Annotated in this window: 18 protein-coding genes; 17 read left to right on the top strand and 1 reads right to left on the bottom strand. The window is 36.9% G+C overall.

Features of this window, described 5'->3' with window-relative positions; all coding sequences use genetic code 11:
• Positions 1-68 precede the first annotated feature (68 nt).
• The 8 genes from DLJ74_RS10865 to rnc all read left to right on the top strand — a co-directional run bounded on the left by DLJ74_RS10865 (position 69) and on the right by rnc (position 8501).
• On the top strand, positions 69-1733 hold the full coding sequence (locus tag DLJ74_RS10865) for a DAK2 domain-containing protein (RefSeq protein WP_181397508.1): 1665 nt from the start codon (positions 69-71) through the stop codon (positions 1731-1733).
• Between the two features lie 175 nt (positions 1734-1908).
• On the top strand, positions 1909-3942 hold the full coding sequence (recG, locus tag DLJ74_RS10860; RefSeq protein WP_109984455.1) for an ATP-dependent DNA helicase RecG: 2034 nt from the start codon (positions 1909-1911) through the stop codon (positions 3940-3942).
• 104 nt (positions 3943-4046) lie between these two features.
• Positions 4047-4640 carry a transcription factor FapR gene (gene fapR / locus DLJ74_RS10855; protein WP_109984454.1) on the top strand — a complete coding sequence of 198 codons (594 nt, stop codon included), beginning with the start codon at positions 4047-4049 and terminating at the stop codon, positions 4638-4640.
• Entirely contained in the window at positions 4624-5634 is a 1011-nt protein-coding gene (plsX, locus tag DLJ74_RS10850; protein WP_109984453.1) for a phosphate acyltransferase PlsX, read from the top strand. Before fapR ends, plsX begins: the two co-directional genes overlap by 17 nt.
• Positions 5635-6582: an ACP S-malonyltransferase gene (gene fabD / locus DLJ74_RS10845; RefSeq protein WP_109984452.1), complete on the top strand. Its 948-nt coding sequence runs from the start codon at positions 5635-5637 to the stop codon at positions 6580-6582. It begins immediately after the preceding gene.
• Positions 6582-7322 (top strand): 3-oxoacyl-[acyl-carrier-protein] reductase, encoded by a 741-nt coding sequence (gene fabG, locus DLJ74_RS10840; protein WP_054859517.1) that lies wholly within the window; start codon positions 6582-6584, stop codon positions 7320-7322. Before fabD ends, fabG begins: the two co-directional genes overlap by 1 nt.
• Before the next feature lie 75 nt (positions 7323-7397).
• Positions 7398-7631: an acyl carrier protein gene (acpP, locus tag DLJ74_RS10835; protein WP_054787582.1), complete on the top strand. Its 234-nt coding sequence runs from the start codon at positions 7398-7400 to the stop codon at positions 7629-7631.
• A 183-nt stretch (positions 7632-7814) separates the two neighbouring features.
• Positions 7815-8501: a ribonuclease III gene (gene rnc / locus DLJ74_RS10830; protein ID WP_109984451.1), complete on the top strand. Its 687-nt coding sequence runs from the start codon at positions 7815-7817 to the stop codon at positions 8499-8501.
• A 55-nt stretch (positions 8502-8556) separates the two neighbouring features.
• On the opposite strand, the gene DLJ74_RS10825 is transcribed toward rnc, so the two are convergent.
• On the bottom strand, positions 8557-8778 hold the full coding sequence (locus tag DLJ74_RS10825) for a DUF1128 family protein (RefSeq protein WP_054787581.1): 222 nt from the start codon (positions 8776-8778) through the stop codon (positions 8557-8559).
• Positions 8779-8917: 139 nt separating this feature from the next.
• On the opposite strand from DLJ74_RS10825, the gene smc reads away from it, so the two are divergent.
• From smc to trmD, 9 genes are all read left to right on the top strand, one after another.
• Positions 8918-12484 carry a chromosome segregation protein SMC gene (smc, locus tag DLJ74_RS10820; protein WP_109984450.1) on the top strand — a complete coding sequence of 1189 codons (3567 nt, stop codon included), beginning with the start codon at positions 8918-8920 and terminating at the stop codon, positions 12482-12484.
• A 16-nt stretch (positions 12485-12500) separates the two neighbouring features.
• The gene (ftsY, locus tag DLJ74_RS10815) at positions 12501-13496 is read left to right on the top strand and encodes a signal recognition particle-docking protein FtsY (RefSeq protein WP_054859515.1); all 996 of its coding nucleotides are present in this window, start codon (positions 12501-12503) and stop codon (positions 13494-13496) included.
• Between the two features lie 71 nt (positions 13497-13567).
• The gene (locus DLJ74_RS10810; RefSeq protein WP_054787580.1) at positions 13568-13894 is read left to right on the top strand and encodes a putative DNA-binding protein; all 327 of its coding nucleotides are present in this window, start codon (positions 13568-13570) and stop codon (positions 13892-13894) included.
• 12 nt (positions 13895-13906) lie between these two features.
• Positions 13907-15268, top strand: a complete 1362-nt coding sequence (ffh, locus tag DLJ74_RS10805) for a signal recognition particle protein (protein ID WP_109984449.1) — start codon at positions 13907-13909, stop codon at positions 15266-15268.
• A gap of 110 nt (positions 15269-15378) precedes the next feature.
• Complete coding sequence (gene rpsP, locus DLJ74_RS10800; RefSeq protein ID WP_054859514.1) at positions 15379-15648, top strand: 30S ribosomal protein S16; 270 nt, start codon at positions 15379-15381, stop codon at positions 15646-15648.
• Between the two features lie 14 nt (positions 15649-15662).
• Positions 15663-15890 (top strand): KH domain-containing protein, encoded by a 228-nt coding sequence (locus tag DLJ74_RS10795; protein ID WP_054787578.1) that lies wholly within the window; start codon positions 15663-15665, stop codon positions 15888-15890.
• Between the two features lie 168 nt (positions 15891-16058).
• Positions 16059-16445: a YlqD family protein gene (locus tag DLJ74_RS10790; protein ID WP_054859513.1), complete on the top strand. Its 387-nt coding sequence runs from the start codon at positions 16059-16061 to the stop codon at positions 16443-16445.
• Positions 16446-16461: 16 nt separating this feature from the next.
• Entirely contained in the window at positions 16462-16986 is a 525-nt protein-coding gene (gene rimM / locus DLJ74_RS10785; RefSeq protein ID WP_109984448.1) for a ribosome maturation factor RimM, read from the top strand.
• Positions 16983-17726 (top strand): tRNA (guanosine(37)-N1)-methyltransferase TrmD, encoded by a 744-nt coding sequence (gene trmD, locus DLJ74_RS10780; protein ID WP_109984447.1) that lies wholly within the window; start codon positions 16983-16985, stop codon positions 17724-17726. The genes rimM and trmD overlap by 4 nt, the downstream gene beginning before the upstream one ends.
• Positions 17727-17822 lie beyond the last annotated feature (96 nt).

The following is a 17822-nucleotide window of genomic DNA, read 5'->3' as shown; positions in this document are numbered from 1 at the left end:
AAAACAAGAATTAGAGGGATATCAAAATATCAATATTTTTTGATATGGTTTGAGGGAGGAACTAGGAAGTGACGAATACTACAATTAATGGAGCTACCTTTGCAAGGATGGTACTAACAGGAGCTCATCATTTATCTAATAATGCTGATAAAATTGACGCACTAAATGTATTCCCTGTTCCGGATGGCGATACGGGGACAAATATGAATCTTTCGATCACGTCTGGTGCGAATGAAGTAAAGCAAGCAAATGAGCAAAATGTATCAGATATTGCGAATGCATTTGCAAAAGGGCTCTTAATGGGTGCAAGAGGTAATTCTGGAGTCATTTTATCACAATTGTTTAGAGGATTTGCAAAAGGAATTGAAGGAAAAAAAGAGCTAGATATAGCAGGTTTTGTTTCAGGCTTAGAAAGTGGTGTTAATACCGCTTATAAAGCAGTGATGAAGCCTGTAGAAGGTACAATTCTTACGGTGGCTAAAGATACGGCAAATGAAGCAAAGAAGCTCGCAGATTCCGAGTCTGATATTATCTTATTTACAGAGAAGGTTGTAGCAGCGGCAAAAGCATCCTTAAAACGAACACCAGATTTATTGCCAGTCTTAAAGGAAGTAGGGGTGGTGGATAGTGGTGGACAAGGTTTAGTAGTGATCTATGAAGGCTTTCTTGCTGCACTAAAAGGAGAAGAATTACCTGAACATAATATTGACGACACAATGGATCTAGAAGATTTAGTTCATGCTGAACACCATAAACAAGCTCAGGATTTCATGGAAACCGACGACATTCAGTATGGCTATTGTACAGAGTTTATGGTTCGTTTTGAAGAAGATAAACTGAAAGAGCATCCATACGATGAAACAAAATTCAGAGAAGAACTAAGCCAACATGGTGACTCATTATTAGTAGTGTCTGACGATGAGATTGTTAAGGTTCATATTCATGCAGAGTATCCAGGGGATGTCTTCAATCTTGGTCAACGCTTCGGAAGCTTTATCAACTTAAAGGTTGAAAACATGAGGGAACAACATTCAAAAATCACCGAAAAAAATAACCTTAAGCCAAAACAAAAGCAGGATTTTGCAATTGTCACCGTCGCAATGGGCGATGGGCTTAATGAATTACTCAAAAGTCTTGGTGCAACGATTGTTATCCAAGGTGGACAAACCATGAATCCAAGCACCAAAGATATTGCCAACGCAGTAGAAAAAGCGAATGCGGAAAAGGTGATTATATTACCAAACAATAAAAATATTGTGATGGCAGCCGAGCAAGCAGCAGAAATTGTGGATGCTGAAGTTGAGGTAGTTCCAACCAAAACAATACCACAGGGAATGTCTGCATTACTTGTATTTAATCCAGACACAACATTAGAAGAAAACAAACAACAAATGGTAGCTGCAAGTAAAGATGTCAAAACAGGACAAATTACTTATGCAGTGCGAGATACTCAGATTGATGGGATGACAATTGAGAACGGCCATTTTATGGGGCTTGCAGATGGTAAAATCGTTGCAACCAATCCAAATCAAATGGAAGTTATAAAGCAATTGTTAAGTGAAATCGTCGATGAAGAGGAAGATGAAATCATTACTATATTAAGTGGTGAAGATGCCTCAAGTGATGAAGAAGAGGAAATGGTTCGTTTCTTAGAAGAGAAATATGAAGATATTGAAATAGAAGTGCACAAAGGAAATCAACCGATTTATTCTTATATTTTTTCGATCGAATAAGAGAGGCTTCTATTACTCAAGACTAAGCAATGTGAAAAAATAGCTACAACTAATGCTCTATCTTTATGGATAGGGCTTTATTCACTAATGTGAACTTAAATAAAATACCATAACCATTCAATTACATAAGGTAACTAATTGTTGGCAGATGTGAACAAAAGAAAGTGTGAGAGAATTGGCTAATCCATCATTACAAGATATAAAAGGAATAGGACCTAAAATGTTAGAGCAATTCCTAGAATTAAGGATCTCATCTATTGAGGATTTATTTTATTATTTCCCAAACCGCTATGACCATTACGAAATGAAGCCATTGCATGAATTACAGCATGAAGAAAAGGTAACCATTGTTGGACAAGTTATCCTAGAGCCGGTATTACAGTTTTATCAGAAAAAAAAATCAAGGCTTGTAGTATCGATAAAAGTAGATGGTGCAGTTGTCAAAGGTGTTTTGTTTAACCGGGCATTCGCTAAAAAGCATTTTGTCGTAGGGGAAACCGTAACAGTTAGCGGAAAATGGGATCAGCATCGGTTACAAATTACAATTGACCAATATAAAAAGGGAACAATGGACGAACAAAGCCCCATTTCGCCCATATATCCACTAAAGGGAAACTTGAAAAATGCTCAAATTGTAAAAGTGATGAGCAACGCATTAGAGCAATCCATTCAAGAAATAGATGAACTATTACCGGAAGAATTTTTAGCAAATTATCGTTTACCTGATCGGCAAACCGCATTAAGAACGATTCATTTTCCAGAAAACTTCAAATTATTGAAGCATGCCAAGAGAAGATTTATTTATGAAGAATTATTAATATTTCAGCTAAAAATGCAATTGCTAAGGAAGAAGCATAAAGAGTCGACATTAGGTAATGCCAAAACAATTGATCGAGACAAGGTGGAGCAATTTATTCATACATTACCTTTTCCGTTAACCAATGCACAAACCCGCAGTTTAAAGGAAATTCTTCATGATTTGAAATCCCCATATCGTATGAATCGACTGTTACAGGGAGATGTTGGTTCTGGAAAAACTGCGATCGCTATTATTAGTCTCTATGCTACAATCACTGCTGGAAAGCAGGTGGCATTTATGGTTCCGACAGAAATTTTAGCAGAGCAACATGAACAATCATTAATAGATTTTTTACCAAAGGATGTAAACATAGAACGACTTACAGGCTCCATTAAAGGCAAAAAAAGAAAGGAAATACAAGCAAAACTTTCAAATGGAGCTTGTGATGTCATCATTGGTACACATGCTTTAATACAAGATGATATTCAATTTCATGATCTAGGTTATGTCATTATTGACGAGCAACACCGCTTTGGTGTTAATCAACGAAATGCACTCAAAGATAAAGGGCTACTAACAGATATTCTGTTTATGACAGCAACCCCAATTCCGAGAACCCTATCCATCACGGCTTTTGGAGATATGGACGTTTCTAAAATTGATGAGATGCCAAAAGGAAGACTACCAGTAGAAACATACTGGGTCAAACACAATATGCTAAACCGGGTACTTTCCTTTATTTATAATGAGGTAAAAAAAGGTGCACAGGCATATGTGGTCTGTCCATTAATTGAAGAATCCGATAAGCTCGATATACAAAATGCGCTTGATCTATATGTCCAATTAAAAGAAATATTGGATCAGAAGGCATCTGTTGGGTTAATGCATGGACGGTTAAGCAATGAAGAAAAAGAGCAGGTAATGAATGATTTTACTCATAATCGCATTCAGATTCTCGTATCCACAACAGTGGTAGAAGTAGGGGTAAATGTACCCAATGCGACCGTTATGATGATTCATGATGCAGACCGATTTGGACTATCGCAATTACACCAGTTAAGAGGGCGTGTTGGCCGTGGGCATAAACAAAGCTATTGTATCCTAGTAGCAGATCCTAAAGGAGATACAGGTAAAGAGAGAATGCGAATTATGACGGAAACCACTGATGGATTTGAGTTAGCAGAAAAGGATTTAGAATTGCGAGGACCTGGGGATATATTTGGAGTGAAACAAAGTGGGGTTCCTGAATTTCGTTTAGCAGATTTGGTTCATGATTATCGTGCACTAGAAACAGCAAGAAATGATGCAACAGATATAGTACAAAATAAACGATGGAATGAACCAGATTTTCAACCATTAAAAAGCTATGTTCAATCTCATTTTACGTTGGAGTCAGATTTGTTAAATTAGTAATGACATTTGCTTGCATAATTCCATATGGTATTATATATTACTATTAGTACCTAGTCATAAAAATAGATTTTATGACATATAGATGGACGGTGGATAAGAAAATGAGGCGATCAAAAAAAGAGCGGCAAGAACTCTTGCAGGAGACGATTGAGGGAAGGCCATTTATAACGGATGAAGCACTTGCGCAACTATTTCAAGTTAGTATTCAGACCATTCGTTTAGATAGGATGGAGCTGGGAATCCCTGAACTTCGAGCTAGAATAAAATCCGTTGCAACCTCTAATTGGAATGAGACAGTAAAGGCATTACCAATTGATGAGGTTATTGGTGAAATCATTGATTTAGAATTAGATCAAAGAGCTATTTCGATTTTAGATATCACAGAGGAGCACGTATTTTCTAGAAATAAGATTGCCCGGGGTCATCATTTGTTCGCACAAGCTAACTCGCTAGCAGTTGCCGTCATAAATGATGAATTAGCACTTACCACAAATGCTGATATTAAATTTACGAGACAGGTTATCCAAGGGGAACGAGTCATCGCGAAAGCAACGATCAAGGATAAAGAAAAAATGAAAAGAACGATTGTAAAAGTGGAAAGCTTTGTAGATAATGAAATAGTTTTTTCAGGTGTTTTCGAGATGTTCAGATCCAATCAGGAAAAGGAAGGGAATAAACATGAGAATCGCAATTGATGCAATGGGTGGAGATCATGCACCAAAAGAGATTGTTTTAGGAGTAAAAAAAGCTGTTGATCACTTTAAAGAGCTTAACATAACCTTAATTGGTGATGAGAATAAAATCCGCCAATATGTTTCTAATCACCCTTCTATTCAAATTATTCATACAGAGGAAAGAATTACGAATGACGATGAGCCTGTAAAAGCAGTAAGACGGAAAAAAAATGCTTCCCTTGTACTAATGGCAAATGAGGTAAAGGAAGGTCGAGCAGATGCTTGTATCTCTGCAGGAAATACGGGCGCCTTAATGAGTGCAGGTTTATTTGTTATTGGACGAATTAAAGGAATTGATCGACCTGCCCTTAGTCCAACACTTCCAACAATCAATGGTAATGGCTTTTTAATGCTTGATGTTGGTGCGAATGTGGATGCAAAACCACAGCACCTAAGGCAATATGGTATTATCGGTTCTATTTACATGGAAAAGGTACGCAAAATTAAGCAACCTCGTGTTGGACTACTAAATGTAGGTACCGAAAATGGAAAAGGTAGTGATCTAACCAAAAAGGCGTTTGAATTATTAGAGAACTCTCCTATTCACTTTATTGGAAATGTTGAAGCGCGTGATCTCTTGGATGGTGTAGCAGATGTAGTGGTTACAGATGGTTTTAGTGGCAATGTAGCATTAAAAACAATCGAAGGAACCGCACTAACTCTTTTCAAAATGCTAAAAGAAAAGTTTATGACCAATCCTAAAACAAAAATAGCAGCATTGTTAGCAAAAAATGAATTAAAGGGATTGAAAAATCAACTCGATTATTCCGAATATGGCGGTGCAGGATTGTTTGGTTTAAAAGCACCTGTCATTAAGGCACATGGTTCTTCCAATCAACAAGCTATCTTTTCAGCCATTCAACAAGCCATAACTATAGTGGAAACCGATGTAGTGAAAAAGATTCAGACAGAGGTCAACATGCTACCTAGTAGTAGCCACGGGGAGGAATCATAAATGAAAAAACTAGCGTTTATCTATCCAGGCCAAGGTTCACAATCTGTAGGCATGGGTCAAGAGTTGTATGAGAAGTTTGATGAAGTAAAAACTATATTTGAACAAGCAAATAACCGTTTAGGTTATGAGCTATCATCGATTATGTTTCAAGGACCTGAAGAGAAATTAACACAGACTGAAAATGCACAGCCTGCACTATTATTAGTAAGTACTGCCATTACAGAACTTCTAAAAAAACAAGATATTAGACCTGTACTAACAACAGGCCATAGTCTTGGTGAATATAGTGCACTAGTTGCTGCTGAAGCAATAGATTACAAAGATGCACTTGAGCTTGTCCATATACGTGGAAGGCTAATGGAGAGTGCTTTTCCTGCTGGTCAAGGGGCGATGGCTGCAGTGTTAGGCCTTGAAAAAGAAGAACTAGAAAATACTTTAGAAACCATTCGATCCGAGCATAATGAGGTGATCGAAATTGCTAATTTAAATTGTCCAGGACAAATTGTTATTTCGGGCACGAAAGCAGCGGTGGATCTCTCCGTACATGCATTGAAAGAAGCAGGGGCAAAAAGAGTTTTACCATTATCGGTAAGTGGCCCATTCCATTCTAGTTTAATGAAGCCTGCTGCCGCAGATTTCCATAATGAAGTAGAGAAAATTGCGTGGAAAAATACGACAATACCGGTATTTGCCAATGTAACAGCAGACAAAGTGACAGATCATCAAGAAATTCAACAATTATTAGTGGAACAATTATATTCTCCTGTTCGATTTGAGGAAATTATTGAGCAGCTTTTACAAGAGGAAGTAGACGCGATTGTGGAGATAGGCAATGGAAAAGTACTTACTGGCCTTGTGAAAAAGGTCAATCGTAGAGCAAAAGTATTTACAGTTCAAGATGTTCCGTCACTACAGGAATTGATCGATTGGGTAAAGGAGGAAGGGTAATGTTAGCAAATAAGGTGGCATTGATTACAGGAGCTTCTCGAGGCATTGGACGTGCAATTGCATTAAGCTACGCAAAAAACGGTGCGAAGGTTGCCATAAATTTTGCCGGAAATGAAGAAAAAGCGCAATCCGTTGTCGACGAAATTCAGTCATTAGGTGGAGAAGCGATTAAAATTAAAGCAAATGTAAGCCGTGAAGACGAAGTAAAAGCAATGATTAAAGAAGTTGTGCAAACTTTTGGTAGCTTAGATATTCTTGTCAATAATGCAGGGATAACCCGTGACAATTTATTGATGAGAATGAGTGAGACCGATTTTGACGATGTAATTGATACCAATTTAAAAGGAGTCTTCCTTTGCACAAAAGCTGTAACAAGGCAAATGATGAAACAAAAAAGTGGACGTATTATTAATGTTTCTTCTGTTGTTGCAATTAGCGGTAACCCAGGACAAGCTAATTATGTGTCAGCAAAAGCTGGAGTAATTGGCCTAACCAAAACTTCAGCCAAAGAGCTCGCTGCAAGGAATATTCTCGTTAATGCGATTGCACCAGGTTTTATTGAAACAGACATGACAGATCAGTTAACAGAAGAACAAAAAGAAAATACTCTTGCTTTAATACCACTTCAAAAACTTGGGAAGGCAGAAGATATTGCAAATGTCGCTTTATTTTTAGCATCCGAACAGTCGAAGTACATTACAGGACAGACTATTCAAGTCGATGGTGGTATGGTAATGTAATATAGCGAGGTTGTTGTTAAAGTGGAAACTTCCGCTTGTTATGGCTTAATTCTTTGAAAGGAGGTGACTGGTAAAATGGCAGATACGTTTGAAAAAGTAAAACAAATTGTTGTCGATCATTTAGATGTGGATGAAGATAAAGTGACACTAGAAGCTTCATTCAAAGATGATTTAGAGGCTGATTCCTTAGATGTGGTAGAGCTTGTAATGGAATTAGAAGATGAATTTGATATGGAAATTGCTGATGAAGATGCTGAAAAAATCGCTACAGTAGGTGATGCTGTAAATTACATAAACAGCAATCAATAAGGAGAAAGAGCCTTACATTTCAAGTAAGGCTTTTCTCACACCTTACATTAGTATCAATCACAGTACAATTAGTCTAAAATCAATTTAAACACGTAATTAATTCTGTAAACGTTTTTATAATGGGAAGTACATTAGTCCTTCCACCATAAGCTTCAGTTTATTTTATATCGGTAGGTGAGTATATTGAATGATTTTGCAACACTCCAACAGCAATTAGGCATCTCTTTTCATGATGAAAAATTGCTACAACAAGCATTTACCCATTCATCATATGTGAATGAGCATAGGAAGAAAAAACTTTCGGATAATGAACGACTTGAATTCTTAGGGGATGCAGTATTAGAGCTAGGAGTCTCACAATATTTATTTAAACAATACCAGGAAATGGAAGAGGGAGATCTTACGAAATTAAGAGCTTCGATCGTTTGTGAGCCTGCACTCGTAAAATTTGCTGAATCCTTACATTTTAACGATTTTGTATTATTAGGTAAGGGAGAGGAAATGACTGGAGGCAGAAACAGACCTGCTCTTTTAGCGGATGTATTCGAAGCTTTTATAGGTGCTCTCTATCTAGATCAAGGTTATGAAACAGTTATTACATTTTTAAAAAAGCATGTTTATCCGAAAATTACGACCGGTGCTTTTTCGCATACGATGGATTATAAAAGTCAGTTACAAGAAACCGTGCAACAACACAAAAACAAACAAGTGGAATATGAGATTGTCGATGAGAAAGGTCCTGCTCATGATCGTGAGTTTTATGCCGTCGTAACCATCAATGGACGTATAGCCGGAAAAGGACTAGGAAGAACGAAAAAAGAAGCAGAACAACGAGCAGCGAAACAAGCACTTGATAAAACAAAACCATAAGACAAAGGTGCAGCCAGAAATAAAACTACGTGGCTGCACCTTTTCCCTTACCTAACTATTTGCGATATTGGCTTAATTCATCGATAAATGCATGTGTTTCGGCAACGGACAGTTTTCCTTTTTGCATCAGATAATCATACAATGATTTAAGCTCCTCATAATAGGCGATATCATAGTCCTTTGGATCCATTATCGAACGATTGACGACTTGAAGCTTTTCACTCATTTCAACTATCATTGCTTCAAAATTTGCTTCCGTTTTGTTTTCTAAACTCAATCTTTATCAACTCCTACTTATTCTTTCTTCTCACGTTTCTCTCTTTATGATAAAATAAATTAGTTGAAATGCAAATAGTTATCATAAAAATTGTAAGATACATCATGATAATTAGGATTAACCTATAGGAGTTTTTAATATGTTTTTAAAACAATTGGATACAATGGGTTTTAAATCTTTTGCTGAAAGAGTACGAGTTGACTTTGTTCCTGGTGTGACGGCAGTTGTAGGGCCGAACGGAAGTGGCAAAAGTAATATTACAGATGCGATTAGATGGGTATTAGGAGAGCAATCTGCTAAATCATTAAGAGGATCGAAGATGGAAGATATTATTTTCCAAGGAAGTGATACGCGAAAGCCATTAAATGTTGCTGAGGTCACTTTGGTACTGGATAATTCTGACAAACGCTTACCGGTTGATTATGAAGAGGTTAGTGTAACAAGGCGAGTTTATCGTTCAGGGGAAAGTGAATTTTTAATGAACAAACAAGCTTGTCGATTAAAGGATATTACCGAGCTTTTTATGGATTCTGGACTAGGTAGAGAGGCCTTTTCCATTATAAGTCAAGGAAAGGTCGAAGAGATTCTCAGTTCGAAGTCCGAAGAACGTCGAGTGATTTTTGAAGAGGCTGCTGGTGTATTAAAATATAAGAATCGGAAAAAACAAGCAGAATATAAGCTTGCTGAAACTCAAGAAAATTTGAATCGTGTAGAGGACATTGTCTATGAAATAAGCGGTCAACTAGAGCCTCTTGAAGAACAAGCCTCTATTGCGAAAGAATATCTAGAGCATAAGAAAAGACTAACAGAGCATGAAGTAGGCGTTTTAGTGAAAGAAATTGAAACCCTTCATGAGCAGTTTGAAGCTACCAAAAAAGATTTAGCTAATACAACAGGTTTTCAGGATGAAAAAAAACAAGTAGTCAATGAAAAAACAACGATGCTAGCTGAGAAAAAAGATACCGTGCAACAGATCGATGATAAAATTCAATCATTGCAGGAAGTCCTATTGGAAGTAACACAAGCAGTAGAAAGTCTTGAAGGAAACAAAAAAATATATAAGGAAAGGCTTCAACACTTTCATGAGAATAAACAAAAGCTAGAAACGGAAATTCAAAAATATACAGAAAAAATAATAGAGACAGAAAAATTACTTGCCCAAGATCGAGAAAAGCTAAAAGAATACAAGGATCAGAAGAACGAGAATTCACAGGAATTAGCTGTAACGAACGAACAACTAACACTCGGGAAAACCGATTTAGAGGATAAAATTGAATCCCTTAAAAGTGATTATATTGAACTATTAAATCAACAAGCAGCAAAACGAAATGAAAAGAACTCAATTAAGCAGCAATTAGATAGAATGGAAGGAAAAAGGTCTTTACAATCTGATAAATGGAATGACTTGCTAGAAGAAAGAGAAGAGCTTTCTAAAGAGGTCCTACAGCTTGAACCAATCTGTCAAGACAAGCAGCAAAAAATAGAGCATTACAGAACAAACATAGAGAAATATAATCATGACTTAAAAGTCGAGAACAATTTGTTAGCAGATATGCAGCAAAAACTTTATAAAGGTTATCAAATGCTGGAAAACTTAAAATCGAAAAAAGAATTGCTTGAGGATCTGAAGGAGGATTTCCAAGGTTTCTATGCAGGTGTGAAGGAAGTACTAAAAGCAAGGGAAAACAAACTGTTTCACGGTGTTCATGGGGCAATTCCAGAGCTGATCGAGTTTGAGGAATATTTAATTGATGCAATGGAGACAGCACTTGGAGCACAAGCACAGCACATTGTAGTAGATGATGAAAAGGTTGCCCGGAAAGTAATCGAATGGTTAAAGAAATCAAATGCTGGTCGAGCTACTTTTTTACCGATAAGCTCGATGCAGCCAAAGTCAATACCGATGAATTTACTTCAAGCTATTAAAGAGGAACAAGGATTTGTCGGTATTGCAAGTGAATTGATAGACTATGATAAGCAATATGAGAATATCTTACGTGCATTACTAGGTAATGTGATTATTGCAAAAACACTTAAGGACGCCAACGACTTCGCAAGAAAAACGAACAGAAGATATCGGATTGTCACACTAGAAGGGGATGTCGTAAACCCAGGTGGTTCGATGTCAGGCGGTGCGAAGAAAAAAACGAACCAATCGCTCTTCACGAGAGATCGAGAACTTAAAAACATTGTCAAGAAATTCAGTTCCTACCAATTTCGAGTACAAGATTTTGAATCGAAGTTAAAAGAACAAAAGGAAAAGGTCCAAGGTCTCGAACAAAAGCTCGAGCAAACAAAACAGGAATTAGAAGGAATAGAGGAAGACTACCAAAAGCATGTGGCGAAACTTCAAGAAAGCAAGCTTTCTCTTGATCACCTGAATCAGCGACTCTCCATCTACGATCAGGATAAATTACAACAAGAAGAGGATCAAAAAGAACTGACCAAACGAGCAAATGAAATCGATCAGAACCTTGAAAAACTCAAAAAAGAGTTATCTGAAATAGATGAGGAGATTAATAAGTTACAAGAACAACGTGAAAGCTATGCAGAAAAAGAGGACTCATTAAAAGAAAAGCTCCAAAAGCTTCGAGTAAGAGAGGCTGAACTAAAAACACAAATTACTAACCAGCAAGAAAAAGTGACTCTTAATCAATTAGAGGTTTCTGAATTAACGGAGGAGTGTAATGAACGAAAGCAACAATTAAATCAATTATACGAGCTCCGAAATAACCAGCAAACAGAAGAAGAAATGGATGAACAAATTGTATTAAAGAAACAGATGAAAGAGGACAAACAACAAGAAATTGCACAAATGAGAGAAGAACGTGCTACGATTAATCAAGACATTCAATCATTAGAGCTTGAAGTGAATAAATTGAGGGAGGAAGAGCATAAGCTAGCAACCGAGATCCAAGCACATGAAATGAACATAACACGACTTGATGCCGACCTGGATCATCGATTACATTTTCTTGAAAACGAGTATAGCATCACTTTTGAGAAGGCAAGAGCAACCTATTCCAAACCAGATAACCTTGAGGAAGCGAAGCAACAGGTTAAGCTTATCAAGCGATCAATCGAAGAATTAGGTACGATAAATCTTGGAGCCATCGATGAGTATGATCGAATTAAGGAGAGACATGAATTTCTAACCCAACAACAAGATGACTTAATTGAAGCCAAGCGAACATTGTATGAAGTGATCGCAGAAATGGATGAGGAAATGACAAGACGCTTCGAAGAGACTTTTTCTCAAATAAAGGAAGAATTTCAGATTGTGTTTAAAAAATTATTTGGTGGAGGAGAAGCTGAATTGAAGCTCACTGACCCCACAGAGCTTTTATCAACAGGTGTAGATATTATTGCCCAACCACCAGGAAAGAAATTACAGCATCTAGGCTTGTTATCTGGAGGCGAACGTGCTTTAACTGCTATTGCCCTTTTATTTGCCATATTGCGCGTACGTCCTGTACCATTCTGTATTCTTGATGAAGTAGAAGCAGCATTGGATGAAGCAAATGTCACGCGTTTTGCCCAATATTTAAAATATTTTAGTGAGGATACTCAATTTATCGTCATAACACACCGAAAAGGAACGATGGAAGAAGCAGATGTATTATATGGAGTTACCATGCAAGAATCTGGTGTTTCTAGACTAGTTTCCGTAAAATTAGAAGAAGCACCGGAGCTGTTAGAAGCATAATTTAGGAGGTTTGGTTGTGAGTTTTCTAAAAAAATTAAAAGATAAATTTCAATCCAATCAATCGAAGGAAGAAGTATCGGATAAATATAAAGAAGGATTAAGTAAAACTAGAAAGTCCTTTTCCGAGAAAATTAATGATTTAGTAGCGAAATATCGTAAAGTAGATGAAGATTTTTTTGAGGATTTAGAAGAAGTGTTAATCGCTGCTGATGTTGGCGTCTCCACTGTTATGGATCTAATTGATGATCTGAAAATGGAAGTGAAAAGAAGAAACATCAGTGATTCTCATGAAGTGAAAAATGTTATTTCAGAAAAGCTAGTAGAAATTTATTATGGTGATGATAATGAAGAATCTGTTGGGTTAAATCTTCAAGATGATGCATTAACGGTTATCTTATTTGTTGGAGTAAATGGTGTTGGTAAAACAACGACGATTGGTAAACTTGCGCATCAGCTTAAATCTGAAGGTAAACAAGTTCTATTGACGGCAGGAGATACCTTCCGTGCAGGCGCCATTGAACAATTGAGTGAATGGGGTAAAAGAGTCGATGTAGAGGTAATCAAACATAGTGAAGGTAGTGACCCTGCTGCTGTAATCTATGATGGCATCCAAGCAGCCAAATCTCGTAATGCAGATGTTTTATTGTGTGATACGGCAGGTAGGCTACAAAACAAAGTGAACCTAATGAATGAATTGTCTAAAGTGAAACGAGTCATCGAACGTGAAGTACCAAATGCACCTCATGAAGTGTTACTTGTTCTTGATGCAACTACTGGTCAGAATGCCCTAAGTCAAGCAAAAACTTTCTCTGAAGCAACGGATGTATCTGGTATTGTCTTAACGAAACTAGACGGTACGGCAAAAGGAGGTATTGTGTTAGCGATACGGAATGAACTTGGCACACCAGTAAAACTTGTTGGATTAGGTGAAAAGGTAACAGATCTTCAGACATTTGACCCTCAAGCGTTTGTATATGGATTGTTTGCTGATATGGTGGATGATGAGGAATAACATTTGACAGGTGTATTCGATCAAGCTTAGACTAAATTGTAAAGGAAATTCACTTAACGAGGTGTCCTTTCATGCTAGATAAAACGACCAGGATTAATGCTTTATACGATTTTTATCAGGAGTTATTAACTCCCAAACAACAAAGCTATATGGAAATGTATTATTTGGAAGACTTGTCGCTTGGCGAGATTTCAGAAACCTTTGATGTCTCTAGACAAGCGATCTATGATAATATTCGTAGAACGGAGCAAATGCTTGAACAGTATGAGCGAAAATTAGGCTTATACGAAAAATTTCAAAATCGACAATCATTATTAGAGGAAGCGAAACAATTATTACAAGCCAAACAATTTGATCAGCTAGAGAAAGTTTTTGATCAAATGTTAGAAATTGAATAGGAGGCGTACATTATGGCATTTGAAGGTTTAGCCGACCGCCTACAGAATACCATTCAAAAAATTAAAGGTAAAGGTAAAGTTACAGAACAGGATGTTAAGGAAATGACACGAGAAGTTCGTCTTGCCCTATTGGAAGCAGACGTAAACTTTAAAGTGGTCAAGGACTTCATCAAAAATATTAAAGAACGAGCAGTAGGACAAGAGGTAATGGAGAGCCTTACACCAGGGCAACAAGTCATTAAGATTGTAAAAGAAGAGTTAACAGCATTAATGGGTGGAGAAGAAAGTAGAATAGCAGCGGCAGATCGTCCGCCAACGGTTATTATGATGGTTGGTTTGCAAGGTGCTGGTAAAACAACGACAACTGGTAAGCTAGCTAATCTATTACGAAAAAAATATAATCGGAAACCATTGCTTGTGGCAGCAGATGTTTACAGACCTGCTGCGATCGACCAACTAGAAACACTTGGAAAGCAATTAGATATGCCTGTTTATTCTGCTGGAACGGATGCAAACCCTGTCGATATTGCGAATGAGGCGCTGGAAAAAGCCAAGGAAGAACATTTAGATTATGTTTTAATCGATACAGCAGGTCGCTTGCATATTGATGGAGATTTAATGGATGAATTAATTCAGATTAAGAATAATGTGAGCCCAGACGAAATCTTTCTTGTGGTGGATGCCATGACTGGCCAGGATGCGGTGAACGTTGCTGAGAGCTTTAACGAACAATTAGATGTATCCGGAGTCGTCTTAACAAAACTAGATGGAGATACACGTGGTGGGGCCGCATTATCGATAAAAGCAGTTACAGACAAACCGATAAAATTTGCAGGGATGGGCGAGAAACTAGATCAATTAGAGGTCTTCCATCCAGAGAGAATGGCATCAAGAATTCTAGGCATGGGGGATGTTCTTTCCTTAATTGAGAAGGCTCAAGATAATGTAGACGAAAAGCGTGCGAAAGAACTTGAGGAAAAAATGCGATCTGCCTCCTTTACGTTTGATGATTTTCTGGAACAGATGGGTCAGGTTCGTAACATGGGACCATTAGAGGATCTTCTAGACATGATCCCTGGTGCTAATAAGATGAAAGGCTTAAAAAATGTTGAATTTGACGAAAAACAAATTGCGCATGTAGAAGCTATTATTCAATCTATGACAGCACAAGAACGTCAGGATCCCAGTCTCCTTAATGCAAGCAGAAGAAAGCGGATTGCACGAGGATCTGGTCGATCTGTTTCGGAGGTTAACCGTCTCATAAAACAATTTGACGAAATGAAGAAAATGATGAAGCAAATGACCAATATGCAACAAGGAAAGAAAGGCAAAAAGGGAAAAAAATCAAAAGGTTTTCAGTTCCCTTTCCTCTAAAATAGAGGAGCAATTTTATTTTTAGTATGTAAGGCAAAAACACTTTACAGGCAACTTAAAATCTGTTACAATTCTATCTTGTGTGAAACATTTATTTGGAGGTGTAAGAAATGGCAGTAAAAATTCGTCTTAAACGTATGGGTTCAAAAAGAAATCCATTTTATCGTGTTGTAGTTGCTGATTCTCGTTCACCACGTGATGGACGTATTATCGAGCAAATTGGAACATATAATCCGGTAGCGAATCCGGTTGAAGTAAAATTAGATGAAGAAAAAGCCCTTGATTGGATGACAAAAGGTGCAAAACCAAGTGATACTGTTCGCAACTTGTTTTCTAAAGAAGGCATCTTAAAAAAATTCCATGATTCAAAAAATCAATAAAGTAGTGTGATTCCATGAAATCCTTAATTGAAACAATTATCGAACCATTGGTTGATCATCCCGAATCTATTGTTGTGACAGAAAAAGAAGAAGAGAATAAAATAGTTTATCATCTTCAAGTACATGAGAATGATGTTGGGAAGGTAATTGGTAAAAATGGACGGATCGCAAAAGCCATTCGGACAGTTGTTTATGCAGCTGGAACGAAAAGCAATAAGAAAGTTTATTTGGATATCATGTAATAGAAGAGAAGGCGCATAGAACCTTCTCTTTTTCTATGGAATTTTTTTCTGCTTCTTATTAGTCAAAGTCTTATATAATTATCGTTTCCTTCTTTATCTTTCGAAGAAGTTTTGCTATTCTTTTATTGAAAAGGTCTTGAATAATTTAGTATAGAAAGGCTGAAATGGATGAAAATTATTCGGAAGGTCGCTGTAAAACAAATTGTTACAGATCAAAGTAAAGCGAAGCTAAGACAAGAATATGATTTGAAAATATTTAAGCTAGAGCAAGAATGTCAACAATTATTATTTGAACAGAAAAAGCTTGAGCAACGTACTGCGAAGAAAAAGGCAGATATTTCAGCGAAATTTCAGAAAGAAATTGCCAATCGAAAAGATCATATTAAATGGTATAAATATAAAATCGAACAATTGGATATACTCCCAATCGGAAATGAAATCAGTGATGGAGAAGTAGAAGCTATGATCGATATAGAAGAAGGTATGAATTGGGATCATATTATGGAGCAAAGATCCATTGTGATCAAGGATGGAATCATTACAAAAATTACATAATTAGGTGATAATGAATATGGAAAATAATTTTTTAAAAGTTGGAAAGATTGTTAATACTCATGGAATAAAGGGTGAAGTCAAAGTCGTTAGAATTACAGATTTTGAACAACGATTTGAGCCTGGATCTACATTATGGATACAACCAAATGAACAGGGAGACTTGTTAAAAGTTGTCGTCGATGCCCACCGGACCCATAAACAATTCGATTTATTACATTTTGAAGAAATGAATAATATTAATGATGTAGAGAAATATAAAGGTTCCTTATTAGTCATTAAAAAGGATCAACTAGATGATGACCTAGAGGAAAATGAATTTTATTACCATGAAATAATAAATTGTATGGTCTTCACAATGGAAAAGGAGCCAATTGGACAAGTAAAAGAAATACTATCCCCTGGCGCAAATGATGTTTGGGTAGTAAAATCAAATAAAGGTAAGGACATTCTCATTCCTTATATTGCGTCTGTTGTCAAACATGTAGACATTGACAAGAAAGAAATCATCATTGAACCTATGGAAGGACTAATTGAATTATGAAGGTAGACATACTGACACTATTTCCTGAAATGTTTGAAGGAGTTTTTCAATCCTCTATCTTAAAAAAAGCAATCGACCAAAACTTTTTACAATATCACTATATTAACTTTAGAGATTATACAGATAATAAACACAACAAAGTAGATGATTATCCATATGGTGGAGGTGCAGGAATGGTGCTAAAGCCTCAACCTATTTTTGATGCCATTGCCTCCATTGAAAAAGAAGAGACGGTAAAGCCGAGAATCATCCTCATGTGCCCACAAGGGGAGCCCTATACCCAAAGAAAGGCAGAGGAACTAGCTAAGGAGGACCACCTTATCTTTATATGTGGACATTATGAAGGTTATGATGAAAGAATTCGAACTGGTCTTGCAACAGATGAAATATCTATAGGAGACTATGTACTGACAGGTGGAGAGCTTGGAGCAATGGTAGTGATCGATAGTGTAGTAAGACTAATTCCTGGTGTGCTCGGGAATGATACCTCGGCAGTGGAGGACTCCTTTTCAACTGGATTATTAGAGCATCCACATTATACAAGACCAGCTGAGTTTCGTGGGATGAAGGTACCTGATGTATTATTATCGGGAAATCATGCGCACATTGACACTTGGCGTAGAAAACAGGCTTTAAAGAGAACCTTTTTGCGAAGGCCAGATCTATTAGAAAATCAATCATTTTCTGTTGAAGAAAAAGAATGGCTAAAACAATGGAAGGAATCCAAAGGAAGTAGTTGAAATTACATTGACATTATGCTATATTGATAGTTGTGCTTAAGTAGAGACTTAAGGTTAAAAAACGGTGTTCCGCTTATGATCATTCGTAAAGAGCAT

The sequence above is a fragment of the Gracilibacillus dipsosauri genome (genome assembly GCF_003176895.1).
Lineage (GTDB): Bacteria > Bacillota > Bacilli > Bacillales > Amphibacillaceae > Gracilibacillus > Gracilibacillus dipsosauri.
The sequence above is the reverse complement of the archived record's forward strand: the minus strand, read 5'-3'. Positions and strand labels throughout refer to the sequence as shown.

What these genes read in the sequence shown, in the direction of transcription:
- fabG (WP_054859517.1), top strand. Translation starts at nt 6,582, where the DNA reads ATGTTAGCAAATAAGGTGGCATTGATTACAGGAGCTTCTCGAGGCATT.
- DLJ74_RS10810 (WP_054787580.1), top strand. Translation starts at nt 13,568, where the DNA reads ATGCTAGATAAAACGACCAGGATTAATGCTTTATACGATTTTTATCAG.
- trmD (WP_109984447.1), top strand. Translation starts at nt 16,983, where the DNA reads ATGAAGGTAGACATACTGACACTATTTCCTGAAATGTTTGAAGGAGTT.
- rpsP (WP_054859514.1), top strand. Translation starts at nt 15,379, where the DNA reads ATGGCAGTAAAAATTCGTCTTAAACGTATGGGTTCAAAAAGAAATCCA.
- ffh (WP_109984449.1), top strand. Translation starts at nt 13,907, where the DNA reads ATGGCATTTGAAGGTTTAGCCGACCGCCTACAGAATACCATTCAAAAA.
- fapR (WP_109984454.1), top strand. Translation starts at nt 4,047, where the DNA reads ATGAGGCGATCAAAAAAAGAGCGGCAAGAACTCTTGCAGGAGACGATT.
- DLJ74_RS10795 (WP_054787578.1), top strand. Translation starts at nt 15,663, where the DNA reads ATGAAATCCTTAATTGAAACAATTATCGAACCATTGGTTGATCATCCC.
- fabD (WP_109984452.1), top strand. Translation starts at nt 5,635, where the DNA reads ATGAAAAAACTAGCGTTTATCTATCCAGGCCAAGGTTCACAATCTGTA.
- DLJ74_RS10790 (WP_054859513.1), top strand. Translation starts at nt 16,059, where the DNA reads ATGAAAATTATTCGGAAGGTCGCTGTAAAACAAATTGTTACAGATCAA.
- smc (WP_109984450.1), top strand. Translation starts at nt 8,918, where the DNA reads ATGTTTTTAAAACAATTGGATACAATGGGTTTTAAATCTTTTGCTGAA.
- acpP (WP_054787582.1), top strand. Translation starts at nt 7,398, where the DNA reads ATGGCAGATACGTTTGAAAAAGTAAAACAAATTGTTGTCGATCATTTA.
- plsX (WP_109984453.1), top strand. Translation starts at nt 4,624, where the DNA reads ATGAGAATCGCAATTGATGCAATGGGTGGAGATCATGCACCAAAAGAG.
- rimM (WP_109984448.1), top strand. Translation starts at nt 16,462, where the DNA reads ATGGAAAATAATTTTTTAAAAGTTGGAAAGATTGTTAATACTCATGGA.